Below are 21,996 nucleotides of genomic sequence, written 5' to 3' on the forward strand. Positions count from 1 at the left end.
CGCGGCGGTCGCCGGAACGTGGTGTGCCCGCCCGGCGGACGGCGCGGCGCTACCGGCACCCCTGACCACTAGGCTGGACGCGGGTCACGGCACGCCTCGCGCGCCTGCCGGCCCGTACCCACGTCTTAAGGAGCACGAACGTGTCAGGCACAGCACAGATCGGCGTCACCGGGCTGGCGGTGATGGGTCGCAACCTCGCGCGGAACTTCGCACGTCACGGCTACACGGTTGCGGTCCACAACCGCTCGTACGCCAAGACCGAGTCCCTGGTGGCGGAGCACGGTGACGACGGCACCTTCGTCCCGTCCGAGTCGATGGCCGACTTCGTCGCCTCGCTCGAGCGGCCGCGCAAGGTGGTCATCATGGTCAAGGCGGGCGGTCCGACGGACGCCGTCATCGACGAGCTGATCCCCCTCCTGGAAGAGGGCGACATCGTGGTCGACGCCGGCAACGCGCACTTCCCGGACACGATCCGGCGCGAGGCGGCCCTCAAGGAGCACGGCCTGCACTTCGTGGGTACCGGTGTGTCCGGCGGCGAGGAGGGCGCGCTGAACGGCCCGTCCATCATGCCGGGCGGCACGCCCGAGTCGTACGCGTCGCTCGGCCCCATCCTCGAGGACATCTCCGCCAAGGTGGACGGCGTCCCCTGCTGCACCTACGTGGGTTCCGACGGCGCGGGCCACTTCGTCAAGATGGTGCACAACGGCATCGAGTACGCCGACATGCAGCTCATCGCCGAGGCGTACGACCTGCTGCGCCAGGGGCTGGGTGCCTCGGCCGCGGAGATCGGCGAGATCTTCGCGCAGTGGAACACGGGCGACCTGGAGTCGTTCCTCATCGAGATCACCGCCGACGTGCTGCAGCACGTGGACGCCGAGACCGGCAAGGCGTTCGTCGACATCGTCCTCGACCAGGCCGAGCAGAAGGGCACCGGCCGCTGGACCGTGCAGAACGGCCTCGACCTCGGCGTGCCCATCACGGGTATCGCGGAGGCGACGTTCGCGCGCGCCCTGTCCGGCTCGGTGCCGCAGCGTGCCGCCGGCCGCGCGGCCCTGCCCGCGCACGCGGCCGAGTGGGAGGTCAAGGACCGCGACGCGTTCATCGAGGACGTCCGCCAGGCCCTGTACGCCTCGAAGGTCGTCGCCTACTCGCAGGGCTTCGACCAGATCGCGGCGGCCGCCGCCGAGTTCGGCTGGGACATCGACCGGGGCGCCATGGCCAGGATCTGGCGCGGCGGCTGCATCATCCGCGCCCGGTTCCTGAACCGCATCACCGAGGCCTACGAGCGCGAGGCGGACCTGCCGCTGCTGCTCGCCGACCCGTACTTCACCGACGCCGTCGCGAGCGGTCTGCCCGCCTGGCGCCGCGTGGTGGCCGGTGCGGCGCAGAACGGCGTGCCGACGCCCGCCTTCTCCTCCTCGCTCGCGTACTACGACGGCGTCCGTGCCGAGCGGCTGCCCGCCGCCCTCGTGCAGGCGCAGCGCGACTTCTTCGGCGCGCACACCTACAAGCGCGTCGATCGCGAGGGCACGTTCCACACCGAGTGGTCCGGCGACCGCACGGAGGCCGAGGCGTGAGCGGTCTCCCCGAGGACAAGGGGCTCGTAGGCGGCGGGGAGGTTCCCGTACCGGACCTGATGGTGGTGGGGATCGGCGGCGACGTCGGCATGTACGCCCTCGCGCGCGCGTTCCACGAGCAGTACGGCACCCGCTCCGTGGTGCTGTCTAAGGTCGCCACCCGCGCCATGCAGGACTCGGCGATCGTCGACAACGTGGTGGTGCCGCACATCGACGACGTCGACGTGCTCCTGGCGACCCTCGAGGGCCTGGCGCAGCAGCACCGGGACAAGGTGCTGGTCCTGCTGACCAACGCGGACTGGCACGTGCGCACGCTCATCGTGCACCGGGAGCGCCTGGAGGCCGCCGGCTACGTGCTGGCGTACCCGTCGCTGCCGGTCCTCGAGCAGGTGAGCAGCAAGGAGGGCTTCGCGCAGGTCTGCGACCAGCTCGGCATCCCGACGCCGCGCACGGTCGCGGTCGACGTCGCCAAGCTCGTCGCCGACGGCGGGCGGGAGGCCGTGGCCGCCCTCGAGGTGGACCTGCAGTACCCGGTGGTGGGCAAGCCGTCCAACAGCGCCGAGTGGTACTACGTGGACTTCCCCGGCAAGGCGAAGATCCACCACATCGACTCCCGCGCGGAGCTCGACGTGATCCTGGGGCACCTCGCCGACGCGAACTTCCCCGGGACGTTCCTGGTGCAGGAGTTCATCCCCGGCGACGAGACGCAGATGCGGTCCCTGACCGCGTACCGCGACACGTCGGGCGCCGTGACGCTCCTGGCGACCGGACGGGTGCTCCTGGAGGAGCACACGCCCGGCACGCTGGGTATCCCGGCCGCCATCCTGGTGGAGGCGTACGACGACGCGATGGACGCGGCCACCCGGTTCCTCGACGCGACGAACTACGTGGGGTTCGCGAACTTCGACTACAAGCTGGACCCGCGCACGGGGCAGCACGTGTACTTCGAGGTGAACCCCCGCATCGGGCGGAACAACTACTACGTCACCGCGGGCGGGGCCAACGTGGCCCGCGTGCTCGTGGAGGACTGGGTGCTGCACCGGCCGATCCGCCCTGTGCGGGCCGTGCGCGAGGTGCTGTACACGGTGGTGCCGTTCGGCCTGCTGTCCCGGTACGTGCTCGACCCGGAGCTCAAGGCCCGGATCAAGGCGCTCAAGGCCGGCGGTGACGTGATCAACCCCCTGAAGTACGACCGTGACTCGGGCCTCAAGCGCCGGCTCATCGTCGAGGCGATCACGCAGAACTACCGCCGCAAGTACGCGCAGTACTACCCGGAGCCGACGGCGACGGGGTACTGAGCCCTCTCGGCACCCGCTCGACGTGCCAGAAGCCCAGGTCGCTCCGGTGACCTGGGCTTCTGGCCTGTGGGGCGCTCTCACGCATGGGCACTTCTGCCCGAAGTTAAGCCTTGCGCGTCCTGTCACTGATCGGGACACTATGTGCGCACTTGCTGGATATTTCCGGCATAAACCGTGAGAGAAAGGTTCCACCCCGATGTCGTTCATCGAGTCGATCAAGACCGTGCTGTCCAAGTACGCAGTCTTCAACGGACGCGCGCGGCGCTCCGAGTACTGGTGGTACACCCTGGCCGTGGCGATCCTCTCCACGATCCTCTATGTGATCTTCATCGTGCCGGGCCTCAGCGAGTACTCGGCCGCCACCATGGAGGCCGCCATGAGCGGCAGCACCGTCGTCCCGGCGATGCCCGGCTCCCTGACGGCCGGCTACGCCGTGCTCTCCCTCGTCAACCTCGCGCTGCTGCTGCCGAGCCTCGGCGTCACCGTCCGGCGTCTGCACGACACGGACCGCTCCGGTTTCTGGATCTTCCTCGGCCTGGTCCCGATCGTCGGCGGGATCATCCTGATCGTGTGGGAGGCGACCGCGGGTACCCCGGGTCCGAACCAGTACGGCCCCGACCCCAAGGCCGTCGGCCAGGCCTCCGCCGTCTGACGCTCCCCGCCCTGCCCGTCCAGGCGGGCCGATCCACCACGAACCGGGAAGACACACAGCACATGTCCCTGATCGACTCCGTCCGGACCTGCCTGCGCAAGTACGGCGCCTTCACCGGCCGTGCCCGAGCCTCCGAGTACTGGCTCTTCTACCTCGCGCTGGCGATCGTGAACGCTGTCATCTTCGTCGCGCTCCTGCTCCCCGCGCTGATCACCATGGACCCGGTGACGCAGGAGCCGGGCGTGCTCGGGTCGATCGGCTCGACCCTCCTTGCGGTCGTCCTGCTCGGGACGTTCGTGCCGCTGCTCGCGGCAGGCGTCCGGCGCCTGCACGACACCGGGAAGTCCGGGTGGTTCTACCTGCTGTGCCTGGTCCCGTTCGTCGGGGGCATCGCCGTCATCGTGCTGCTCGCCCTTCCGGGTGAGCCAGGCCCCAACCGTTTCGGTGCGGACCCGAGGTCCGTGCCGCAGCCGGCCGCGGCCTGACACCGCCTCCTGATCTAACCTGTGCTGATGAACAGTCCACGCCCCGTCCTCGTCGTCGGGGCGAGCGGATTCGTCGGCAGCCGGGTCGCACGCGGCCTGGCTGCCGACGGCCGTGCGGTGCTCGCCGTCGCGCGCCACGCGCTGCCCGAGCGGGTTACCGTCCAGCCCAGCGTGATCCCCGTCCTCGGCGCGGACCCGGCCGCCCAGGCGGACGCCGTCCGCGAGGCCTGCGCCCGGGCCGGTGTCTCGCTGCCCGGCGCGGTGATCGCGTCGATCGGCGGCTGGCAGAAGGGGCCGGACCTCCTCGACCTCGACCCGGCCGAGTGGTCCGCCACGCTGGCGTCCCACCTCACCGCGCACCTCGACGCCGCACGCGCGCTCGCGCCGCTGCTCGGACCGGGCGACCCGTACGTGGTGCTCAACGGCGCGGCCTCCCGCGAGGCGATGGCCGGGTCCGGCGCCGTCAGCGTCACCGGGGCCGGTCTGGCGATGCTGGTCCAGGTGCTGCGCCTGGAGGCGCGGCGGGCCGGCGGTTCCCCGCCCGTCCGCTTCCACGAGCTCGTCATCGACCACGCCGTCGCGGGCGACGACCGCAACGAGGACCCGGCCCAGACGAGGGCACCCGCCCAGGTGGTGCAGGCCCTCGGCGAGCTGCTGGACGACCCCGGCGCACCCGCCGTCCGGCACGTGTGACGTTGCTCTCGCGGCACGCCTCACGTGCCGCCCCGCCGGTAATCTCTTGCTCCGTGACAACCACCGCCACCGTCAACAGCCAGACCGCGACGACCGCCCTGTGCGCCGTCCGACCGCAGGTTCCTGTCGACCGGCTCGTCACAGATCTCGTGCCGCCGCGGCACTTCGCGAACGCCCGCTTCTCCACCTACCGCGCCAACCCGGCGCACCCCAGCCAGGGTCGCGCGCTCGCCCGCCTTACGGAGATCGCCGCGGAGATCACCGCCCCCCGGCGCGGCCTGTTCGCCCGCCGCAAGGCCGCGCCGGCGGTCTACCTCGACGGCGGCTTCGGCGTCGGCAAGACCCACCTGCTCACGTCGCTCGCGCACGCCGTCGGCGAGGCGCTCGGAGCGGGCGCCGCCGCCTACGGCACCTTCGTCGAGTACACCAACCTCGTCGGGGCGCTCGGGTTCCTCCCCACCGTCGAGGCGCTGGCGACCAAGAAGCTGGTCTGCATCGACGAGTTCGAGCTCGACGACGCCGGCGACACCACCATCATGTCCCGTCTCATGCGGGAGCTCGCGGACCGGGGCGTCGCACTCGCCGCGACGTCGAACACGCTGCCCGACGCGCTCGGCGAGGGGCGCTTCGCCGCCCAGGACTTCCAGCGCGAGATCAAGGCCCTGTCCGACCGCTTCGAGACCCTGCGGGTCGACGGCCCGGACTACCGCCACCGCGAGGTCGTCACCGACTCCGAGCCGCTGACCGAAGCGGAGGTCGTCGCAGCGGCGGACCGGCCGGGCGGCACGCTCGACGCGTTCGACGACCTGCTGGCGCACCTCGCGACCGTGCACCCCAGCCGGTACGGCGCGCTGCTCGACGGCGTCTCCGTCGTCGCGCTGACCGGTGTGCACCCCGTGACGGCGCAGGAGGTGGCGCTGCGCCTCGTGGTGCTCGTGGACCGTCTCTACGACCGGGACGTGCCGGTGCTGCTCGGCGGGTCGGCGGACACCCGCGGCCTGTTCACCGAGGAGATGCTCGCCGGCGGGTACCGCAAGAAGTACTACCGGGCGCTGTCCCGCCTGGGCGCGCTGGCCGAGGAGGGCCGCAAGCTCCTCTGACGCCTCCCTATCTTTTGGAGCGGGGCTCGTCCGAGTGGGGCTCGTCCGCCCGCAGCCGGCGGCCCGCGCGCAGCACCGTCGCCCGGGCCAGCTCGTCGAGGGAGTCCACGAGCACGACGCCGGGCAGGAGGTGCGCGGGGGTCGCCTCGGTCGCCACCGAAAGCTCGGTGCACCCCAGCACCAGCGCGGTGGCCCCGCGGCGGCGCAGGTCGGCGATGACGCCGCCCAGTGCCCTCAGGTCACCGCCGCGGCCCGCCTTCACGCCGTCGTAGACCAGGGACGTCACGGCCGCCTGGCCCGCGACGTCGGGCACCAGGGTCTTGATGCCGCGCGCGCCGAAGGCGTCGGCGTAGACGCCCGACGCGATGGTCCCCTCCGTCGCGAGGAGGCCGACGGCCTCGGGTCGCGGCCCGCTGAGCCGGCCGGCCCAGGTGTCGTGCGCGAGCACCGCTGACACCGTCACGTCCACCGCTGACAGCAGCGGGACCGGCGTCACCGCTGCGATCGCGCCGGCGAACGCGTGCGCCGTGTTGCACGGCAGCACGAGGAAGCCTGCCCCAGCCGCGGCGAGCCGCCGTGCGTCGGCGGCGAGCACCGGTCCTGGATCGTCGGTCGAGCGGCCCAGCACGAACTCCGTGCGGTCCGGGACGGTGGCGTGCTGCAGGACCATCATGTCGACGTGGTCCTGGTCGCGGGCGGCGTCGGTCAGCCGGACCACGCGCTCCATGAACAGGACCGTCGCGAGCGGCCCGACCCCGCCCAGCACGCCGACGAAGCCGGGGAACCTGCCGTCCCGCCCAGCTCCGGTGCCTGCGCCCGTGTCCGTGTCCGTGTCCAGGCGCCCGGCGCCCGGCGCGCCGACGTCAGGCAACGTCCTGCTCCGCCGACGGGAAGGTGTTCCCGGACCCGCGCCGCGCGGACGCCCCGCCCGGCTCCTGCAGCGGGTGGTGCTGCGCGAACTTGCGGACCTGGTTCAGCTCGGCGAGGCGTACCCAGGCGTCGCGGCGCGGCGACAGGTCCCGCCGGTACTTGAGCGGGTGCACCACGCGGGCACCCCGCGCGGCGGCGCGCAGCGCGGCGTCCCGCACGTACCTGTCCAGGAGGAAGCCCGGGACTATCCGGTACAGCACCTCGTGCGGCTCCGGGACGTCCGGCCACTGTCCGCCGAGGTGGTCCGCGACCCAGTAGGCGGCAGGGTTCAGGCCGCTCGCCGTCAGGTAGTGGTTGGACCGACCGGTGCGCGGGTTCAGCTCCAGGAAGTGCCCGACGCCGGTACGCGGGTCCACCTTCACGTCGAAGTTCGCGAACCCGGTCCAGCCCAGGTGCGCCACGAGCCGACGGGCGTCCGCCTCGATCTGGGGGAGCCTCCCGGTGAGGATCGCGGCGGGGTTCCCGAGCGTCCCCGGGGTGTGCTCCTCGAGCAGCACGTGACCACCCCAGGCCATCCTTACCGTGCCCGCACGATCGGAGTAGGTGGTCATGATCCGCATCTGCGAGTCGTCGCCGGGCAGGTACTCCTGGACGATCATCGGCCGCCGGTAGCCGGCGTCCCCCGCCGCCCGCAGCAGTGCGGCCAGCTCGGCGCGGTCCCGCACCAGGTGCACCTTCGCCTTGCCGGGGAACGACACGTGGTGCCACGCGGCGTTGTCGCCGGGCTTGGCGATCACCGGGAAGCGCAGGTCGAGGTCGCCGACCGGCTCCCCGCCGGTCCGCACCTCCGTGCGCGGGTGCGGGATCCCGAGCTCGTGGCAGAGCTCGGAGAACCGCTGCTTGTCCATCACGTGGTCGAGCAGCCCGACCGACGGGTAGGGGACCAGCGCCACGTCCTCCAGCCGTGCGCGGTGCTGCGCGAGGGCCCGCACGTACCAGTCCACGCAGGTGAGCGCGATGACCGGCCCCTCGACCGTCGCGGCGACCCGGCGGATCAGCTCGACCATGACGGCGGGGTCGTCGAGGCGCGGTTCGACGACGTTGTCGATGATGCCGGAGTGCGCGACGTTGGGGGTCGGGCGGATGGACGCCACCGTCGATGTGACGCCGTAGCGCTCGTGAAAGGCACGGGCGAGGCTGTAGGCACCGGCGTCGCCACCGAGGATGACAGGGTGTATCGCTGCGTGGTTCCTCATACCGCGTAAGACGGGCGGCGCCCGGGGAAGGTTGTTGTCCGGAGCGGGTGAAGAACCGCAGGTCAGCTCGCCGCGAGTCGGGCTTTCTCGGCCTCGACGTCGAAGTCGGCCGGCGGCCAGCCCAGGTCCAGCGACCGCAGGGCGCCTGTCAGCAGCTCGGTGACCGCGAGGCGTGCGTACCACTTCCGGTCCGCCGGCACGACGTACCAGGGCGCCACCTCGGTGGAGGTCCGGTCCAGCATCTCCTGGTACGCCGCGAGGTACTCCGGGAGCTTGGTCCGGACGTCGATGTCCCCGGGGTTGTACTTCCAGTGCTTGTCGGGCCGTTCGAGCCGCTCGGCCAGGCGCTCCTTCTGCTCGTCCGCCGACACCATGAGGGCCACCTTCACGATCAGGGTGCCCGACGCCGCCACCTCCGCCTCGAACTCGTTCAGCTCGTCGAAGTGCTTGCGCCAGGTCTCCGGCGGTTCGAGGCCGTTGACCCGCACCACCAGCACCTGCTCGTGGTGCGACCGGTCGAACACCCCGAGATAGCCGGGCCGGGGGAGCGCGTTGCGGACCCGCCAGAGGTAGTCGTGCCGCTGCTCCTCCTCGGTCGGGACGCCGAACCCCTTGTGCTGCACGCCCTGCGGGTCCACCATGCCGACGACGTGGCGCACGATCCCGCCCTTGCCCGCGGTGTCGAGGCCCTGCAGGACGAGCAGCACCGACCGGTCGCCGCCGGTGCGGCCGTGCGCGAAGAGGCGTTCCTGGAGCTCCGCGAGCTCCGGCCCGCGCGCGGCCATCAGCTCCTCGCCGTCCGCCTTCTTGCCGGACCAGCCGGGCGTGGCGGACTGGTCCAGTGCGGTCAGGTCGGTCCCGCGCACCCAGCGCAGGGCGTCGTCCGCCGGGGCCGTCCACAGCTTCTCGGGCTTCTTCGCCATCGGGGTGCCTCCTTCGCCGGGCCGGCAGACGCCGGTGCCAGGAACCTAGGCTCGCAGGTCAGCTCTCCGCACGCAGCACGGCGGTCATCCGGGGCGGCACCGTGAGGGTGTCGCCGACCAGACGCGTCGCACCCGGCTCCCAGGCCGCCGCGAGCTTGAACGCCCCGGGCAGGGGCGCCTTGCCGGCACCCTCGGCGGGCCGCAGCAGGCTCCCGAGGCGCAGCGCGGCGAGGCCGTGGCCGGTGTTGAGCACGAACGCGAGGCTGCCCCGCAGCACCGCGATGACCGACCGGTCCGCGGTGGAGCGGATCTCCAGCGGCAGGTCCAGCTCCTCGCTGATGGCGTGCCGGATGGCGATCAGGTCGCGCGCCCAGCGCACCAGGCGCCGCTCGTTCTCGTTGCGGGGGACCACGGGGGCGTGCACGGTGTCGAGCACCAGCGGGTTGCCGGCGAGGATCACGGTGGCGAGCACGCTGGAGCGGATGTCGACGTCGTCCACCCCGAGGAGCGCCGTCGCCGGGCTCTCCTCGCCCGCCCACGGGACCGTGAGCTGCGCCGCGGGGAGCCGGGTGATGTCCTCGACCACGCTCGCGCCGGCCCGGACCCGGGTGCGGCGCCCGCTCTGGCTGTTCTGGCGGCTGGCGCGGCGCACCGACGGGTGCACCAGGTCGGCGAGCATCTGCAGCGCCTGGATGTCCTCGGTCTTGCCCGGCCCGGACAGGATGCGCAGCAGGATGCTGGTCAGCCGGTCGCTCCGGCCGGGACCGTCCACGAGCAGGCTGAAGCGCCGGTCGAGCTGTTCGCCCATCCCCACGACGTAGTCCGCGAGCTCCCCGAGGAACGGCGTGGGGGAGCGGTCGACGAGGGCGTCGACGTCGAGCACCAGGCCGTCCACGTGGTACTCGCGCAGCCAGTGCCGCGCGTCGTCGACGAGGAAGTCGCGCGGCCCGCGGCTGCCGCTGCCGTCGAGGTTGATGCGGTCGCCCACGAAGTCGGTGCGGACCGTCGGCGCTGACGGGACCTTGCCCGCCCGGGTGCCGATGCTCGGCACCTGTCCCGTCCGGAGCTGGATGGGGCCGGTCCGCGGCCGGTCCAGGGGCACCTGGCCGGTCCGGGGGCGCATCGCCTGCAGGGCGTGCTCGCCGGCGTCGCCGACGTCGGAGCGCGGCGGCCGCGGCCGGCCGCCCCCGCTCAGGTACGGGCCGTAGGCCTCCAGCCCGAGCTCCTCCGCGACCGCCCAGCGGTAGGGGATGTCGAGCACGACGGCGAGGCCGACGGCGTGCGCCGCGTCGATGAAACGCTGCAGCGCACGCGGGCCGCCGTACGGCTCGTGCACCGAGTACAGGCGCACGCCGCGCGTCGGCCCGACGGCGGGGTCGAACGCGGCGACCGGCGCGAGCTCGACGCCGTGCGCCCCGAGCTCGGCGATCGTCGGCAGCAGCGCCGCGGCGGCGTCGAGCGTGCCCTCCGGGGTGAACGTCTCGACGTCCACGTGCATCAGGACGCTCGTGGAGAGGTCTGGCGGCGACCACGAGCCGTCGGTCCACTCGAACGCCGGGTCGAAGACCCTGGTGGGCCCGTGGATGCCCTGCGGCAACCACACGCTGCGCGGGTCGGGCAGCAGCGGGCCGCCGTCGACCGAGTAGCCGTAGTCGGTGCCGTGCCCGAGCACGCCGTCGGCGCCCCAGTACCCGGGCTCGCCGGCGCCGACGAGGCGCAGCGGCATGTGCTCCGGCTCGTCCTGCGGGTCGTAGGGCACGAGCACCTCGATGACACGCGCACGCGGGGCCCACACCACCGGCCTCGGCCCGGGAACGGGCATGTCAGGCCCTGGTCGGGGCGGTGGTGTGGTTCCCCCGGTTCCACTCCTCGGTCCGGTCACGGCCGACAGCCTAGCCCGGTGTTCCGCTCGGGCGGGTCAGCACCACGACGCTGCGTCCCGTCACGGTGAGCTCGGCACCGGCGTCCAGCACCGTTCCGGGCTCCGCACTGTCGTCGGTGTCCAGCACCACGGTCCACGTCTTTCCGTACCTGGCGGGCGGCAGGGTGAACGCCAGGTCCTCGGAATGGGCGTTGAGCAGCAGCAGGAACGAGTCGTCGACCACCCGCTCGCCGCGCCCGCCGGTCTCGGTGATCGCGTCGCCGTTGAGGAACACCGCGACGGTCCTGGCGTACGACTGGTTCCAGTCCGTGTCGTCCATGCGCGCGCTCGTGAGGTCGAGCCACTCGATGTCGCCGAGCGCCTCGGTCCCGATCCCGTCGAAGAACCGGCGGCGGTGCAGGATCGGGTGGTCGCGGCGCAGCCGCACCGCCTTCCTGGCGAACTCCAGCAGCGCCGCGCTCTCGTCGTCGAGTCCTTCGGGGCCGCCCCAGTCCATCCAGGTGAGCTCGTTGTCCTGGCAGTAGGCGTTGTTGTTGCCCCGCTGGGTGCGCCCGATCTCGTCGCCGTGCGCGATCATCGGCACGCCCTGGCTCAGCATCAGCGTGACCAGGAGGTTGCGGCGCTGCCGGGCGCGCAGCGCCTTGATCTCCGGGTCGTCGGTGGGCCCCTCGACGCCGCAGTTCCAGGACCGGTTGTGGTTCTCGCCGTCCTGGTTGTCCTCGCGGTTGTCCTCGTTGTGCTTCTCGTTGTACGACGTGAGGTCGGCGAGCGTGAAGCCGTCGTGCGCCGTGACGAAGTTGATGGACGCGCTGGGCATGCGGCCGCTGTGCTCGTACAGGTCGCTCGAGCCGGTCAGGCGGGAGGCGAACTCCGGCAGCGTCGACGGCTCGCCGCGCCAGAAGTCGCGCACGGTGTCGCGGTAGCGGCCGTTCCACTCGGTCCACAGGGACGGGAACCCGCCCACCTGGTAGCCGCCGTCGCCCAGGTCCCACGGCTCGGCGATCAGCTTGACCTGGGAGATCACCGGGTCCTGGTGCACGATGTCGAAGAACGCGCTCAGCCGGTCGACCTCGTGGAACTGGCGGGCCAGCGTGGCCGCCAGGTCGAAGCGGAACCCGTCGACGTGCATCTCCTCGACCCAGTACCGCAGCGAGTCCATGATGAGCTGCAGCACGGCGGGCGAGCGCATGAGCAGCGAGTTGCCGGTGCCCGTCGTGTCGAAGTAGTGCGCCTCGTCGCCGTCGACCAGCCGGTAGTAGGCGGCGTTGTCGATACCGCGGAAGCTCAGGGTGGGGCCTAGCTGGTTGCCCTCGGCGGTGTGGTTGTAGACCACGTCGAGCAGCACCTCGATGCCCGCCTCGTGCATCGCCTTGACCATGGCCTTGAACTCCATGACCTGCTGGCCACGGCTGCCGTAGCCCGCGTAGCCGTTGTGCGGCGCGAAGAACCCGATCGTGTTGTAGCCCCAGTAGTTGGTCAGCCCCTTGGCAGCCAGCGACGGGTCGGTGACGAACTGGTGCACCGGCATGAGCTCGATCGCCGTGACGCCGAGCCCCTTCAGGTGCTCGATGACGGCGGGGTGGGCGAGCCCCGCATACGTGCCCCGCAGCTCGTCCGGGACGTCGGGGTGGCGCATCGTGAGGCCCTTGACGTGCGCCTCGTAGATCACCGTCTCGTGGTACGGCGTGGCCGGCGGGCGGTCGTGCCCCCAGTCGAAGAACGGGTTGACCACCACGGAGACCATGGTGTGGCCCAGCGAGTCGGAGGACTCCGGCGTCGTGCCGGTGGTCGCCTGGTCCACGTCGTCGAACGCGTACGAGAACAGCGACGGGTCGCCGTCGAGGTCGCCGTCCACCGCCTTCGCGTACGGGTCCAGCAACAGCTTCGCCGGGTTGCAGCGGTGGCCCGACGCCGGGTCGTACGGCCCGTGCACGCGGTACCCGTACCGCGTCCCCGGGCCGACGCCGGGCAGGTAGACGTGCCACACGTGCGCATCGGTCTCGGTGACGGCGACGCGGGTCTCGGTGTCGTCGTCGGCCAGGAGGCACAGCTCGACCCGCTGGGCCACCGACGAGTAGAGCGCGAAGTTGGTACCCGTACCGTCGAACGTCGCGCCGAGGGGGTAGGGGCGCCCAGGCCAGGTCTGCATCCGACGATCATCACACCCCGGCGGGACCCGTGGGGGGAGATCTGCGTACCGGGCGTGCCGTCGGCGTGGAGGCTTGGGGAGGATCAGAAATACTGTGCCAAGCGGATGTGCGGCCGCTCGGGTTTCTGCGAGAATGTGTTCATGATCACGGGGGAACCCCAGTCCGCCACCGAACCGGCCGACGCACGTCCGACCGATCTGGTCGACGAGTCGAACGCCTTCTACGCACGCATCGCGCCGCCGGCCGTCCGCCGCGCCGCAACCCGCCGGGGCCTGCTCGGCGGCGGAGACGCCTCCAAGGCGCCGCGCAATCTCGCCGACTGCGCCCTCGACCCGATCTCCGGATCCTCGAGCGGCGTGTCCTGGGACGACCCGGAGGAGCTCTGACGGTCGCCACGGCCACCCTCTCTTTCGAGGTCTAGGTTGCTCCGTTCTGAACCGTTTCAGGGCGGAGCAACCTAGACCTCGAAGAGGGCTGCGACGGCCCGTCAGCGGGGTAGCCGCCCCGGGCCGACGGGGATGAGGCGCGGCATGCCCGCCGGCGCTACCAGGCTCAGGGCCAGGTAGCGCGCCTCTGCCCTGTGCAGGCGGATGTGCTCGTCGAGCGACCACTGCGGCCCGTTGGTCAGCGTCATGCCGCAGGAGCAGTCGATCTCCTCGCGGTCGCCGGCCAGATGCCGCACGAGCCCCACGGTGACGTGGGACGCGCGTGCGTCGGCCTTGGCCCGGTGCATGGCAGCGCTGACGGGCGCATGTTCGCTCACGCCCGCCAGACTAACCGCCCCCGCCAACCTGTTGAGTGCTGGGTATTTGTGGCAGTTCGGCCTCCTGGACCGCAAATATCCAGCACTCAACTGGGTCAGATGCGGTCGAGGGCCTGTTCGACGTCGTCCAGGAGGTCCGTCACGTCCTCCAGGCCTACCGACAGGCGGACGATCGACGGCGACACCTCGGCCTCCGTGCCGCGCACCGAGGCATGCGTCATCTCGCTCGGGTAGTTGACCAGCGACTCGACGCCGCCGAGCGACTCCGCGAGCAGGAAGACCTGGGTCGACTCGGCGAACGTGCGCGCGGCGCGCTCCCCGCCCGCCAGCTCCAGCGAGATCATGCCGCCGAAGCGCGACATCTGGTGCGCCGCGGTCTTGTGGCCCGGGTGGTCGGGCAGGCCGGGGTAGAGCACGCGGGCCACCGCGGGGAGCTCGACCAGGCGCTCCGCGAGCGTCTGGGCGCTCTCGGAGTGACGCTGCATCCGCACGGAGAGCGTCTTGATGCCCCGCGTGGTCAGGAACGCGTCGAACGGGCTGGACACCGCGCCCGCGGCGAACTGCACGTAGCGCACCTGCTCGGCGAGCTCCTCGCCGCCGTTCGCCACGACCACCGCCCCGCCGACGACGTCGGAGTGCCCGCCGAGGTACTTGGTCGTCGAGTGCACGACGACGTCGGCGCCGAGGTCGAGCGGGCGCTGGAGGGCCGGCGACGCGAACGTGTTGTCGACGACGAGGAGCAGGCCCGCCTCCCGGGCCAGCCCGGCCAGCGCGGGGATGTCGCTGATCTTCATCAGCGGGTTCGACGGCGTCTCGACCCACAGCATCTTGGACTCGGGCCGGATCGCGGCGCGGACGGCGTCGAGGTCGGCGGTGTCCACCGTCGTGTGCTGGATGCCGGCCTTGCCGTGGATGGTGCGGACAAGCCGGTGCGTCCCGCCGTACACGTCGTTCGGCACGAGCACGTGGTCCCCGGGCGCGAGCACGGCCCGCAGCAGGGCGTCCTCGGCGGCGAGACCGGACGCGAACGAGATGCCCTGGGCGCCGCCCTCGATGGCCGCGAGCTGCTCCTCGAGCGAGGTCCGGGTCGGGTTGCCCCCGCGCGAGTACTCGTACCCGCCGCGCAGCCCGCCGATGCCGTCCTGCGCGTAGGTGGACGTGACGTGGATCGCCGGGATCGCGTCGCCGGTCGTCGGGTCGGGGTGCTGTCCCGCATGGATCGCGAGGGTGTCGAATCGGCCTGGTCGGACGTCGGTCATGGTGCTCTCTCTTCGAAGGTTCAGAGCTGCTGAGCTGGTGGGGGAGGGGAGGCGCGGGCCCGGACGGGCGGCGCGGTAGGCGCGGGGGTCAGACGGCGAGGTAGTCGAGCAGGTCCGACCGGGACACCACGCCGAGCGCCTTGCCGCCGTCGGTCACGAGCAGGGCGGTGTCGGTCGCGAGCGCCGCGCGCAGCGCCCCGACGGGCTCGTTGACGCCGACGAGCGGCAGCGGCCTGCCGATGAGCCCGCCGACCTCGTCGGAGAGGTTGACCTTGCCGGCGAACACGCCGTCGAGCAGGTCGTCCTCGTGCACGGCACCGGCCACCTCACCGAGCACCACCGGTGGTTCGGCGGCGAGCACGAGCAGCTGCGAGACGCCCGTGCGCGTCATCCGGTCGATGGCGTCCCGGACCGTGTCGGTCCGGTACACGTAGACCAGGGGCGGGGTGCGGTCCGCCTTCGCGGCCAGGACGTCGGCGACCGTGTGGTCCTCGATCGCGGGCGAGAACCCGTAGGACCGCATCCAGGTGTCGTCGAAGATCTTGGCGAGGTAGCCGCGGCCGCCGTCGGGCAGCAGGACGACCACCACGTCGTCGGGGCCGAGGTCGCGTGCGGCGCGCAGCGCGGCGACGACGGCCATGCCGCTGGACCCGCCCACCAGGATGCCCTCCTCGCGCGCCAGGCGCCGGGTCATCGCGAACGACTCGGCGTCGTTCACGGCGATGATCTCGTGGGGGACGGTGGGGTCGTAGGCGGTCGGCCAGAAGTCCTCGCCGACGCCCTCGACGAGGTACGGGCGGCCGGTGCCGCCCGAGTACACGGAACCCTCGGGGTCGGCGCCGATGATGCGCACCGCGCCGTCGGACACCTCGCGCAGGTACCGGCCGGTGCCCGTGATGGTGCCGCCGGTGCCGACGCCCGCGACGAAGTGGGTCACCTTGCCCTCGGTGTCCCGCCAGATCTCGGGGCCCGTCGTCTCGTAGTGGGAGCGCGGGCCGTTCGGGTTCGAGTACTGGTCGGGCTTGAACGCGCCGGGGATCTCGCGCACCAGCCGGTCGCTCACCGAGTAGTACGACTCGGGGCTGTCCGGCGCGACCGCCGTCGGCGTCACCACGACCTCGGCGCCGTACGCCGTGAGCACGTCGCGCTTGTCCTTGCCCACCTTGTCGGGCAGCACGAAGACGCACCGGTAGCCGCGCTGCTGGGCGACCAGCGCGAGGCCGACGCCGGTGTTGCCGGAGGTCGGCTCGACGATGGTGCCGCCGGGCTTCAGCTTGCCCTCCCGCTCGGCCGCCTCGATGATGCGGCCGGCGATGCGGTCCTTGGACGACCCACCGGGGTTCAGGTACTCGAGCTTGACGAGCACGGTCGCGCTGGTCACGCCCTCGGTCACGCGGTGGAGCCGGACGAGGGGGGTGTTGCCGACGAGTTCTACTACGGAGTTGGCGTACTGCACCTGTTTTTCTTCCTGTTGCTGGGCGCGCGACGGTACGCGCGGACGACGGATGGGTCCGGGGTCAGCGACAGCAACAGGTGAGCGGTGCGAGCACAGGGCAACTCTAGGCCTACAAGCGGCTCAGTGCGAGTGCGCGATGCCCAGCTCGTGCATGCGTTCGTGTTCCTCGCGCTCCTTGATGCGCTGCGCGATGCGCGCCTGGACCTCCGCGCGGCGCAGCGGAGGCACGGTCTTGGGCGGTTGACGGCGTTCCGGCAGCGCGTCGAGCAGGCGAGTCACGATCTCCGTGATCTCCTGCGTGGCCTGCTCGACCGGCTCGCGTGTGGCGTCACTCACCTTGGTCACGCCCGTGACCTTGCGCACGAACTGCAGCGCGGCGGCGGTGATCTCTTCGTCGGTGGCGGCCGGTTCGAGGCCGCGGAGCGTCGTGATGTTTCGGCACATGCTCCGACCGTACGCCGGGCGGCGGCGCCGCGGGAGGGGCGGCGGGGTATGCCTTGGCGGGGGCGGCCGGTCGTGCGGCAGGGTAGGGGCATGCCATCTTCTGCCGACGCAGTCCCCGGGTCCGGGCCGCGGGCCCGGCTCGCGACCACCGTGCGCGAGGCCACCGCCGAGGACTGGCCGGACGTCTGGCCGATCGTGCGCGAGGTCGTGCGTGCCGCCGACACGTTCGCCTACGACCCCGCCATGACCGAGGCGCAGGCCCGGGCGGCCTGGCTGGACGTCCCGGTACGGGTGACCGTCGCGGTGCGCGACGGCGTCGTGGTCGGCACCGCGAACATGTACCCCAACCGGCCCGGCCCGGGCAGCCACATCGCCTCCGGCAGCATCATGGTCGACCGGGCCGTGCGGGGTACGGGCGCCGGACGGGCGCTCGTCGAGGACCTGATCGGCTGGGCTCGCCGCGACGGGTATGCCGCCATCCAGTTCAACGCCGTTGTCGACACCAACGCGGGCGCGGTCCACCTGTACGAGAGCCTCGGCTTCGTGACGCTCGGCATCGCGCCGGGCGCCTTCCGGCACCCCGAGCTGGGCGACGTCGGACTGCGGATCATGTGGCGCGAGCTGCGGGAGCCGCGCGTGCTGCGGGAGCCGGCCGGCCGGGCCGCGACCGGGGAGGCCGGTGCCTGACGGGGCGGCCCGGCCTCGGCCGGGGCGTCAGCCGTTCGGCTGCTCGCCGCTCCAGCGGGCGATGTCCTCGTCCGTGACCTCCACCGGGCCGGTGCCCGGCTGGGTGATCCGGATGTGGTTGCCGAACGGGTCGCGCAGGGCGCAGTCGATCCCGTACGGCTGCTCGACCGGCTCCTCGGTGAACTCGACGCCCTTGGCGCTCAGGTCGGCGTAGGTGCGGCGGCAGTCGTCGGTCGTGAGGATGCACGCGACCCCGAGCGCGCCCTTGGTGACCAGGTCCCGGACCTGGGCCGCGGCCTCCTCGCTCAGCGAGGGCGGCCCGGGCACCTCGAGGAGGAGATGGCGGTCGGGATCCTCGGGCAGGGAGACGGTGAGCCAGCGCATGAAGCCCATGTCGACGTCGTTGCTGACCTCGAACCCGAGCTTGCCGACGTAGAAGTCGAGGGCCTCGTCCTGGTCGAGGACGTACACGGAGGTGATGGAGATGTTCTTGAACATGCCCGCCACGCTACGGCCGGTCCGGTGGGGTGCGCTTCTCCGAAACTGCTCAGCCTGAGGCGGCCCGGTCCGCAGGGCGCAGCCAGCTCTTCGTGAAGCACACGGGAGCCGCGACCGGTCGCGTCCGCCGCCGGTACTCCGTCGGCGAGACGCCGACGACGTCGCTGAAGGTGCGGCTGAAGGTCCCGAGGCTGTTGAACCCGACCAGGAGGGCGACGTCGGTCACCGGGGTCGCGGTGTCGCGCAGCAGCGCCATCGCCCGCTCGATCCGGCGTCGCTGCAGGTAGCGGTGCGGCGTCTCCCCGAACGTCGCCTTGAAGGTGCGGCTGAAGTGCGACGGCGAGACATGGGCGATGCGGGCCAGCGCCGCCACGTCGAGCGGACCGGCGTAGTCACGGTCGATGGCGTCCCGGGCCCGCAGCAGCCACCGGTTCTCCTGCTCGCGCGGCGACATCGCCTGACCGGGCTTCAGGACTGCCTCCCGCGGAGGCGCCATCAAGACACCCAGGGCGACAACCAGGCACGCGCACGATCCGCACTCGCGGAATGCGTCCCGGATACGTCGGCCAGCAGCTTCACGAGGTCCGCAGCGTCGACGAGGCCGGCATCGAGCAAGGCGCCGACGAAGTTGCGGTCCTTCTCTCGCAAAGCGCAGAGCTTTGCCACGCAGACATCCTCGGCGGACAGGCACCAGCCCGTGAACTGCGGCTCGCCAGATAGTGCCGCTGTGTTCCGGTTCTGGACCTTGACGAGTCGATCCCGCCATCCGTCGGGCAGGATCGCAGTCGTGAGGTCGACGCCGTCGATGCTGAACCCGTGAAGCTCCTCGAATGGCGAGAGCTCGCCTGCGACTCCCTCGATGATGTCAGCGAGTCGTTCCGTCTCGTCGTTGTCGTCGGCGATCGGCAGGACGTCGATCTCCACCGACATCGTCGCCTGCGGTGGTAGGTCCTCCTCCCGGAACGTGCCGAGGATCGCCTGGGAGCCGACGACGATGATCTCCCGGTGGTCGATGATCTGGCAGGCCGTGCGGATCGCGTGCTCAAGCTGGTCGCGGCGCATCAGCTCGCCAGCCCCAGGACGTCGAGGCGCTGCTCCTGCGTGAGAACCCCGGTCATGGGTGAGACTTCCCGCATCTCCACGCTGTCGCGGTCCAGGCCGGTCAGGACCCGGTGCATCCCGAGCAGATCATGGTCGTCGACAAGCCGCTGCCAGCGGTCAAGGTTTCGCAGATGCGGCTGGCCGGTCACCTGGCCGCGGAGGCGGTCCAGGTTTCGAAGCATGATCGGCCGCCACATGGACATGGTCGTCTCGTCCAGACGCCGCGAGATCTCCCGGTGCAGTCGCCATGACCGTTCTTCGGATCGCCGCAGCCCTGGTCGCACCGGCTTTCGCACGACCTCGAGCCGGTAGCCCATGCAGGACAGCAACCGGTCGAGCATTCGATCGCTCAGCTCGACCCGCCCCGACAAGAACTGGCTGATGCTGGGCTGGCGCACGCCGCTGATCGACGACAGGTCGGACTGCGTGGTGCCGGTCTCTCGCATCACGTCACGCAGTAGCTCTCCACGTTCCATGGGCAGATCATAGCAGTTAGTGCTATATCGGGATGGCTCGGGTGGGCCGCTCAGCTGGCGTCGCCGAGGAAGGCCGCGTAGCCGTCCAGCAGGCGGGCTAGGCCGAACTCGAACAGCGAGTCGAGCGTGAGGTCGATGTCGGTCGACGTCGCAGCCGCGACGTGCGGGAAACGGCTCGGGTCGGCGACGGTCTGGAGGTCGGGCATGGTCCGGTCCATCCACTCCTCGTCGGTCAGGCCGTCGTCCTTCCTGGCCAGCGTCGCGGACTCGATGCCCATCCCGAGGCCGCGCACGAGCTGGAAGACCGACACCGTCAGGTGCATGCGGGTATCGATGTCGAGGGGACGGCCGGGAATCCGGCCGAACGCCGACAGCAGCGCCTCGGTGTGCGCCAGGCCGTGCGGCAGCACCTGCGGTCGCGTCATGGACATAACATGGGCGGCCCACGGGTGCCGCTGGAACGCGGCCCACATCGTGCGGGCGCACGCCTCGGCGCGGGCGCGCCAGCCGTCGGGCAGCGGCCGGGGCAGGGGCGAGGTGGCGTAGACGGTGTCGAGCATCCGGGCCAGCAGCTCGTCGCGGCTCCGGACGTGGCGGTAGAGCGACATCGTGGGGATGCCCAGGTCGGTGGCGATGCGCCGCATCGACAGGCCCCCGAGCCCTTCGGCGTCGGCCACCGCCATCGCGGCGCGGACGACGTCGGCGGTGTCCGGGACCCGCGGGGCGTCGCCGGGCCCCGCCGCACCCGCTGCGACCACCGTGCCGACCCCGCGCCGCACCTCCACGAGCCCGTCCCGGCGCAGGGCGTCGAGGACCCGGCTCGCGGTCGCCATGGCCACGCCGTGCTCGGCGACGATCCGTCGCGTCGACGGCACGGGATCGCCCGGGGTGAGCTCGCCGGACCGGATGCGGCCCCGGATCTCGTCGGCGATCCGTTCGTAGGTCGTGGTCATCCCGGCTCCCTGTACTAGTGCACTACATGGCTCGTTGGCAGTGCACCTGGCTCCTGACTTCGTGCTCGGCACGGTGCACTATCCGCTGTACTACCTGGCGATTTACCCAGCATAGGGCGCTGCGTACGGTGTACGAAACACCCACTCGAAGAACCACTGGAACAGGGAGCAGCCATGACCCACGTACTCGTCTCCGGCGCCAGCATCGCCGGACCCGCCCTCGCCTTCTGGCTCCGCCGGTACGGCTTCGACGTCACGGTCGTCGAGCGCAGCCCCGGCCCGCGCCCCGGCGGCCAGGGGATCGACGTGCGCGGCGCCGCCCGCGTCGTCCTGGACCGGATGGGCCTCACCGACCAGGTCCGCGCCGCCCACACGGGCGTGCGGGGGTTCGCCTACATCGACGCCGCCGGACGACGCACCGTCGAGATGCCCGCCGAGCTCTTGGGCCACTCGGGCGGGATCATCGCCGACATCGAGATCCTGCGCGGCGACCTCATGCGCATCATCATGGACGCCGCCGAGGGTGTGGAGTACGTCTACGACGACACCATCACGGCACTCGACCAGCGGCCCGACGGCGTGACGGTCACCTTCGAGCGGTCGGCGCCGCGCCGGTTCGACGCCGTCGTCGGGGCGGACGGCGTCTTCTCCACGACCCGCCGCCTCGCGTTCGACGGTGCGTGGCGCGCCGTCGACTCCGGGTACCACCGCGCGGTGTTCACCGCCGAGAGCGCCCAGGAGTCCGGCAGGGACTCCTGGGGTCTGGACGGCTGGGAGTTCCTGTACTCGATGCCGAAGGGCAACGGCGTCGGCGGTCGCAACGTGCTGCTGTACCCGGCGCACGGCGGGGCGCGCGGCATGGTGCACTTCGCGGGTGCCCCGGTCACCTACGACCGGCGCGACATCACCGGGCAGAAGCAGATCGTCGCCGACGTCCTGGCCGGCGAGGGCTGGCAGGTGCCGCGCCTGCTGGACGCGATGTGGGACGCCGACGACTTCTACTTCGACCGGCACGTGAAGATCGAGATGCCGTCGTGGCACCAGGGGCGGGTGGCGCTCCTGGGCGACGCCTGCACCGCCGGATCGGTCGGGATGGGCACCTCGCTGGCGCTGGTGGGGGCCTACGTGCTGGCCGGCGAGCTCGCCCGGTCCGACGGCGACCCCGGCCCGGCCTTCGCCGCGTACGAGGCGCGCATGCGGCCGTACGCCCAGGCCAACATGAAGCAGCTCCCGGGCGGGGCGCGGGGCTTCCTCCCGCCGACGGCCCTCGAGATCAAGGTCCGCACGACGGTGATGGGCCTGCTGCTCAAGACCCCGGTCGTCGGCCTGATGATGGGCGGCATCGACAAGGCGGTGGACGCGATAGACCTGCCGGACTACGCCTCCCTGGCGGCCAGGCAGGGTTGACCGGAGAGCCACCATGTTCGCGCCCCGGTGGCGCTGAGGGTGGCCGCCGTGCGCCGGTGCGGCCCA

At 71.7% G+C, this 21,996-nt stretch carries 23 protein-coding genes; 9 read left to right on the forward strand and 14 right to left on the reverse strand.

Translation table 11 applies throughout. The features are described 5' to 3' along the window. Positions 1-140 precede the first annotated feature (140 nt). The 6 genes from gndA to zapE all read left to right on the forward strand — a co-directional run bounded on the left by gndA (position 141) and on the right by zapE (position 5,805). The gene (gene gndA / locus ACFWE2_RS00950; RefSeq protein ID WP_377222324.1) at positions 141-1,577 is read left to right on the forward strand and encodes an NADP-dependent phosphogluconate dehydrogenase; all 1,437 of its coding nucleotides are present in this window, start codon (positions 141-143) and stop codon (positions 1,575-1,577) included. Beyond that, the gene (locus tag ACFWE2_RS00955; protein WP_377222325.1) at positions 1,574-2,875 is read left to right on the forward strand and encodes a carboxylate--amine ligase; all 1,302 of its coding nucleotides are present in this window, start codon (positions 1,574-1,576) and stop codon (positions 2,873-2,875) included. Before gndA ends, ACFWE2_RS00955 begins: the two co-directional genes overlap by 4 nt. 196 nt (positions 2,876-3,071) lie before the next feature. Next, positions 3,072-3,527 carry a DUF805 domain-containing protein gene (locus tag ACFWE2_RS00960; protein ID WP_377222326.1) on the forward strand — a complete coding sequence of 152 codons (456 nt, stop codon included), beginning with the start codon at positions 3,072-3,074 and terminating at the stop codon, positions 3,525-3,527. A gap of 62 nt (positions 3,528-3,589) precedes the next feature. Further along, positions 3,590-4,012: a DUF805 domain-containing protein gene (locus ACFWE2_RS00965; RefSeq protein ID WP_377222327.1), complete on the forward strand. Its 423-nt coding sequence runs from the start codon at positions 3,590-3,592 to the stop codon at positions 4,010-4,012. A 27-nt stretch (positions 4,013-4,039) separates the two neighbouring features. Beyond that, entirely contained in the window at positions 4,040-4,705 is a 666-nt protein-coding gene (locus ACFWE2_RS00970; protein WP_377222328.1) for an NAD-dependent epimerase/dehydratase family protein, read from the forward strand. A 53-nt stretch (positions 4,706-4,758) separates the two neighbouring features. Continuing rightward, positions 4,759-5,805, forward strand: a complete 1,047-nt coding sequence (zapE, locus tag ACFWE2_RS00975) for a cell division protein ZapE (protein WP_377222329.1) — start codon at positions 4,759-4,761, stop codon at positions 5,803-5,805. Positions 5,806-5,812: 7 nt separating this feature from the next. On the opposite strand, the gene ACFWE2_RS00980 is transcribed toward zapE, so the two are convergent. The 5 genes from ACFWE2_RS00980 to glgX form a co-directional block, all read right to left on the reverse strand. Further along, positions 5,813-6,676, reverse strand: coding sequence for an aspartate/glutamate racemase family protein (locus tag ACFWE2_RS00980; RefSeq protein ID WP_377222330.1), 864 nt, complete (start codon positions 6,674-6,676; stop codon positions 5,813-5,815). Continuing rightward, positions 6,669-7,931 carry a carboxylate--amine ligase gene (locus tag ACFWE2_RS00985; protein WP_377222331.1) on the reverse strand — a complete coding sequence of 421 codons (1,263 nt, stop codon included), beginning with the start codon at positions 7,929-7,931 and terminating at the stop codon, positions 6,669-6,671. Before ACFWE2_RS00985 ends, ACFWE2_RS00980 begins: the two co-directional genes overlap by 8 nt. 62 nt (positions 7,932-7,993) lie before the next feature. Next, positions 7,994-8,854: a PPK2 family polyphosphate kinase gene (locus ACFWE2_RS00990; RefSeq protein WP_377222332.1), complete on the reverse strand. Its 861-nt coding sequence runs from the start codon at positions 8,852-8,854 to the stop codon at positions 7,994-7,996. Positions 8,855-8,912: 58 nt separating this feature from the next. Continuing rightward, the gene (locus tag ACFWE2_RS00995) at positions 8,913-10,676 is read right to left on the reverse strand and encodes a hypothetical protein (protein ID WP_377222333.1); all 1,764 of its coding nucleotides are present in this window, start codon (positions 10,674-10,676) and stop codon (positions 8,913-8,915) included. Positions 10,677-10,746: 70 nt separating this feature from the next. Next, positions 10,747-12,885, reverse strand: a complete 2,139-nt coding sequence (gene glgX / locus ACFWE2_RS01000) for a glycogen debranching protein GlgX (protein ID WP_377222334.1) — start codon at positions 12,883-12,885, stop codon at positions 10,747-10,749. A 141-nt stretch (positions 12,886-13,026) separates the two neighbouring features. Here glgX and ACFWE2_RS01005 point away from each other — a divergent pair, with 141 nt between their 5' ends. Next, on the forward strand, positions 13,027-13,272 hold the full coding sequence (locus ACFWE2_RS01005) for a hypothetical protein (RefSeq protein WP_377222335.1): 246 nt from the start codon (positions 13,027-13,029) through the stop codon (positions 13,270-13,272). Positions 13,273-13,373: 101 nt separating this feature from the next. Here ACFWE2_RS01005 and ACFWE2_RS01010 read toward each other — a convergent pair whose 3' ends face one another. The 4 genes from ACFWE2_RS01010 to ACFWE2_RS01025 all read right to left on the reverse strand — a co-directional run bounded on the left by ACFWE2_RS01010 (position 13,374) and on the right by ACFWE2_RS01025 (position 16,808). Further along, positions 13,374-13,649, reverse strand: coding sequence for a hypothetical protein (locus ACFWE2_RS01010; RefSeq protein WP_377222336.1), 276 nt, complete (start codon positions 13,647-13,649; stop codon positions 13,374-13,376). 95 nt (positions 13,650-13,744) lie between these two features. Then, a complete protein-coding gene (locus ACFWE2_RS01015) occupies positions 13,745-14,908 on the reverse strand; it encodes a cystathionine gamma-synthase (protein WP_377222337.1) in 1,164 nt (387 codons plus the stop codon). An 88-nt stretch (positions 14,909-14,996) separates the two neighbouring features. Then, complete coding sequence (locus ACFWE2_RS01020) at positions 14,997-16,364, reverse strand: cystathionine beta-synthase (protein WP_377222338.1); 1,368 nt, start codon at positions 16,362-16,364, stop codon at positions 14,997-14,999. A gap of 120 nt (positions 16,365-16,484) precedes the next feature. Next, complete coding sequence (locus ACFWE2_RS01025; RefSeq protein ID WP_377222339.1) at positions 16,485-16,808, reverse strand: DUF2277 domain-containing protein; 324 nt, start codon at positions 16,806-16,808, stop codon at positions 16,485-16,487. A gap of 90 nt (positions 16,809-16,898) precedes the next feature. Between ACFWE2_RS01025 and ACFWE2_RS01030 the strand changes: the two genes are divergently transcribed. Further along, the gene (locus ACFWE2_RS01030) at positions 16,899-17,495 is read left to right on the forward strand and encodes a GNAT family N-acetyltransferase (RefSeq protein WP_377222340.1); all 597 of its coding nucleotides are present in this window, start codon (positions 16,899-16,901) and stop codon (positions 17,493-17,495) included. Positions 17,496-17,522: 27 nt separating this feature from the next. Here the strand turns inward: ACFWE2_RS01030 and ACFWE2_RS01035 are convergent, their stop codons facing one another. The 5 genes from ACFWE2_RS01035 to ACFWE2_RS01055 are packed head-to-tail and all read right to left on the reverse strand — an operon-like array spanning position 17,523 to position 20,523. Continuing rightward, complete coding sequence (locus tag ACFWE2_RS01035) at positions 17,523-17,993, reverse strand: VOC family protein (protein ID WP_377222341.1); 471 nt, start codon at positions 17,991-17,993, stop codon at positions 17,523-17,525. A 49-nt stretch (positions 17,994-18,042) separates the two neighbouring features. After that, complete coding sequence (locus ACFWE2_RS01040; protein WP_377222342.1) at positions 18,043-18,489, reverse strand: helix-turn-helix domain-containing protein; 447 nt, start codon at positions 18,487-18,489, stop codon at positions 18,043-18,045. Beyond that, on the reverse strand, positions 18,489-19,055 hold the full coding sequence (locus ACFWE2_RS01045) for a DUF6036 family nucleotidyltransferase (protein WP_377222343.1): 567 nt from the start codon (positions 19,053-19,055) through the stop codon (positions 18,489-18,491). The genes ACFWE2_RS01040 and ACFWE2_RS01045 overlap by 1 nt, the downstream gene beginning before the upstream one ends. Beyond that, the gene (locus ACFWE2_RS01050) at positions 19,055-19,570 is read right to left on the reverse strand and encodes a helix-turn-helix domain-containing protein (protein ID WP_377222344.1); all 516 of its coding nucleotides are present in this window, start codon (positions 19,568-19,570) and stop codon (positions 19,055-19,057) included. Before ACFWE2_RS01050 ends, ACFWE2_RS01045 begins: the two co-directional genes overlap by 1 nt. A gap of 50 nt (positions 19,571-19,620) precedes the next feature. Further along, on the reverse strand, positions 19,621-20,523 hold the full coding sequence (locus ACFWE2_RS01055) for a GntR family transcriptional regulator (RefSeq protein ID WP_377222345.1): 903 nt from the start codon (positions 20,521-20,523) through the stop codon (positions 19,621-19,623). 174 nt (positions 20,524-20,697) lie between these two features. On the opposite strand from ACFWE2_RS01055, the gene ACFWE2_RS01060 reads away from it, so the two are divergent. Further along, entirely contained in the window at positions 20,698-21,930 is a 1,233-nt protein-coding gene (locus tag ACFWE2_RS01060) for an FAD-dependent monooxygenase (protein WP_377222346.1), read from the forward strand. The last annotated feature ends 66 nt before the right edge of the window (positions 21,931-21,996 follow it).

This window comes from Promicromonospora sp. NPDC060271 (assembly GCF_042726755.1).
Taxonomy (GTDB): Bacteria; Actinomycetota; Actinomycetes; order Actinomycetales; family Cellulomonadaceae; genus Promicromonospora.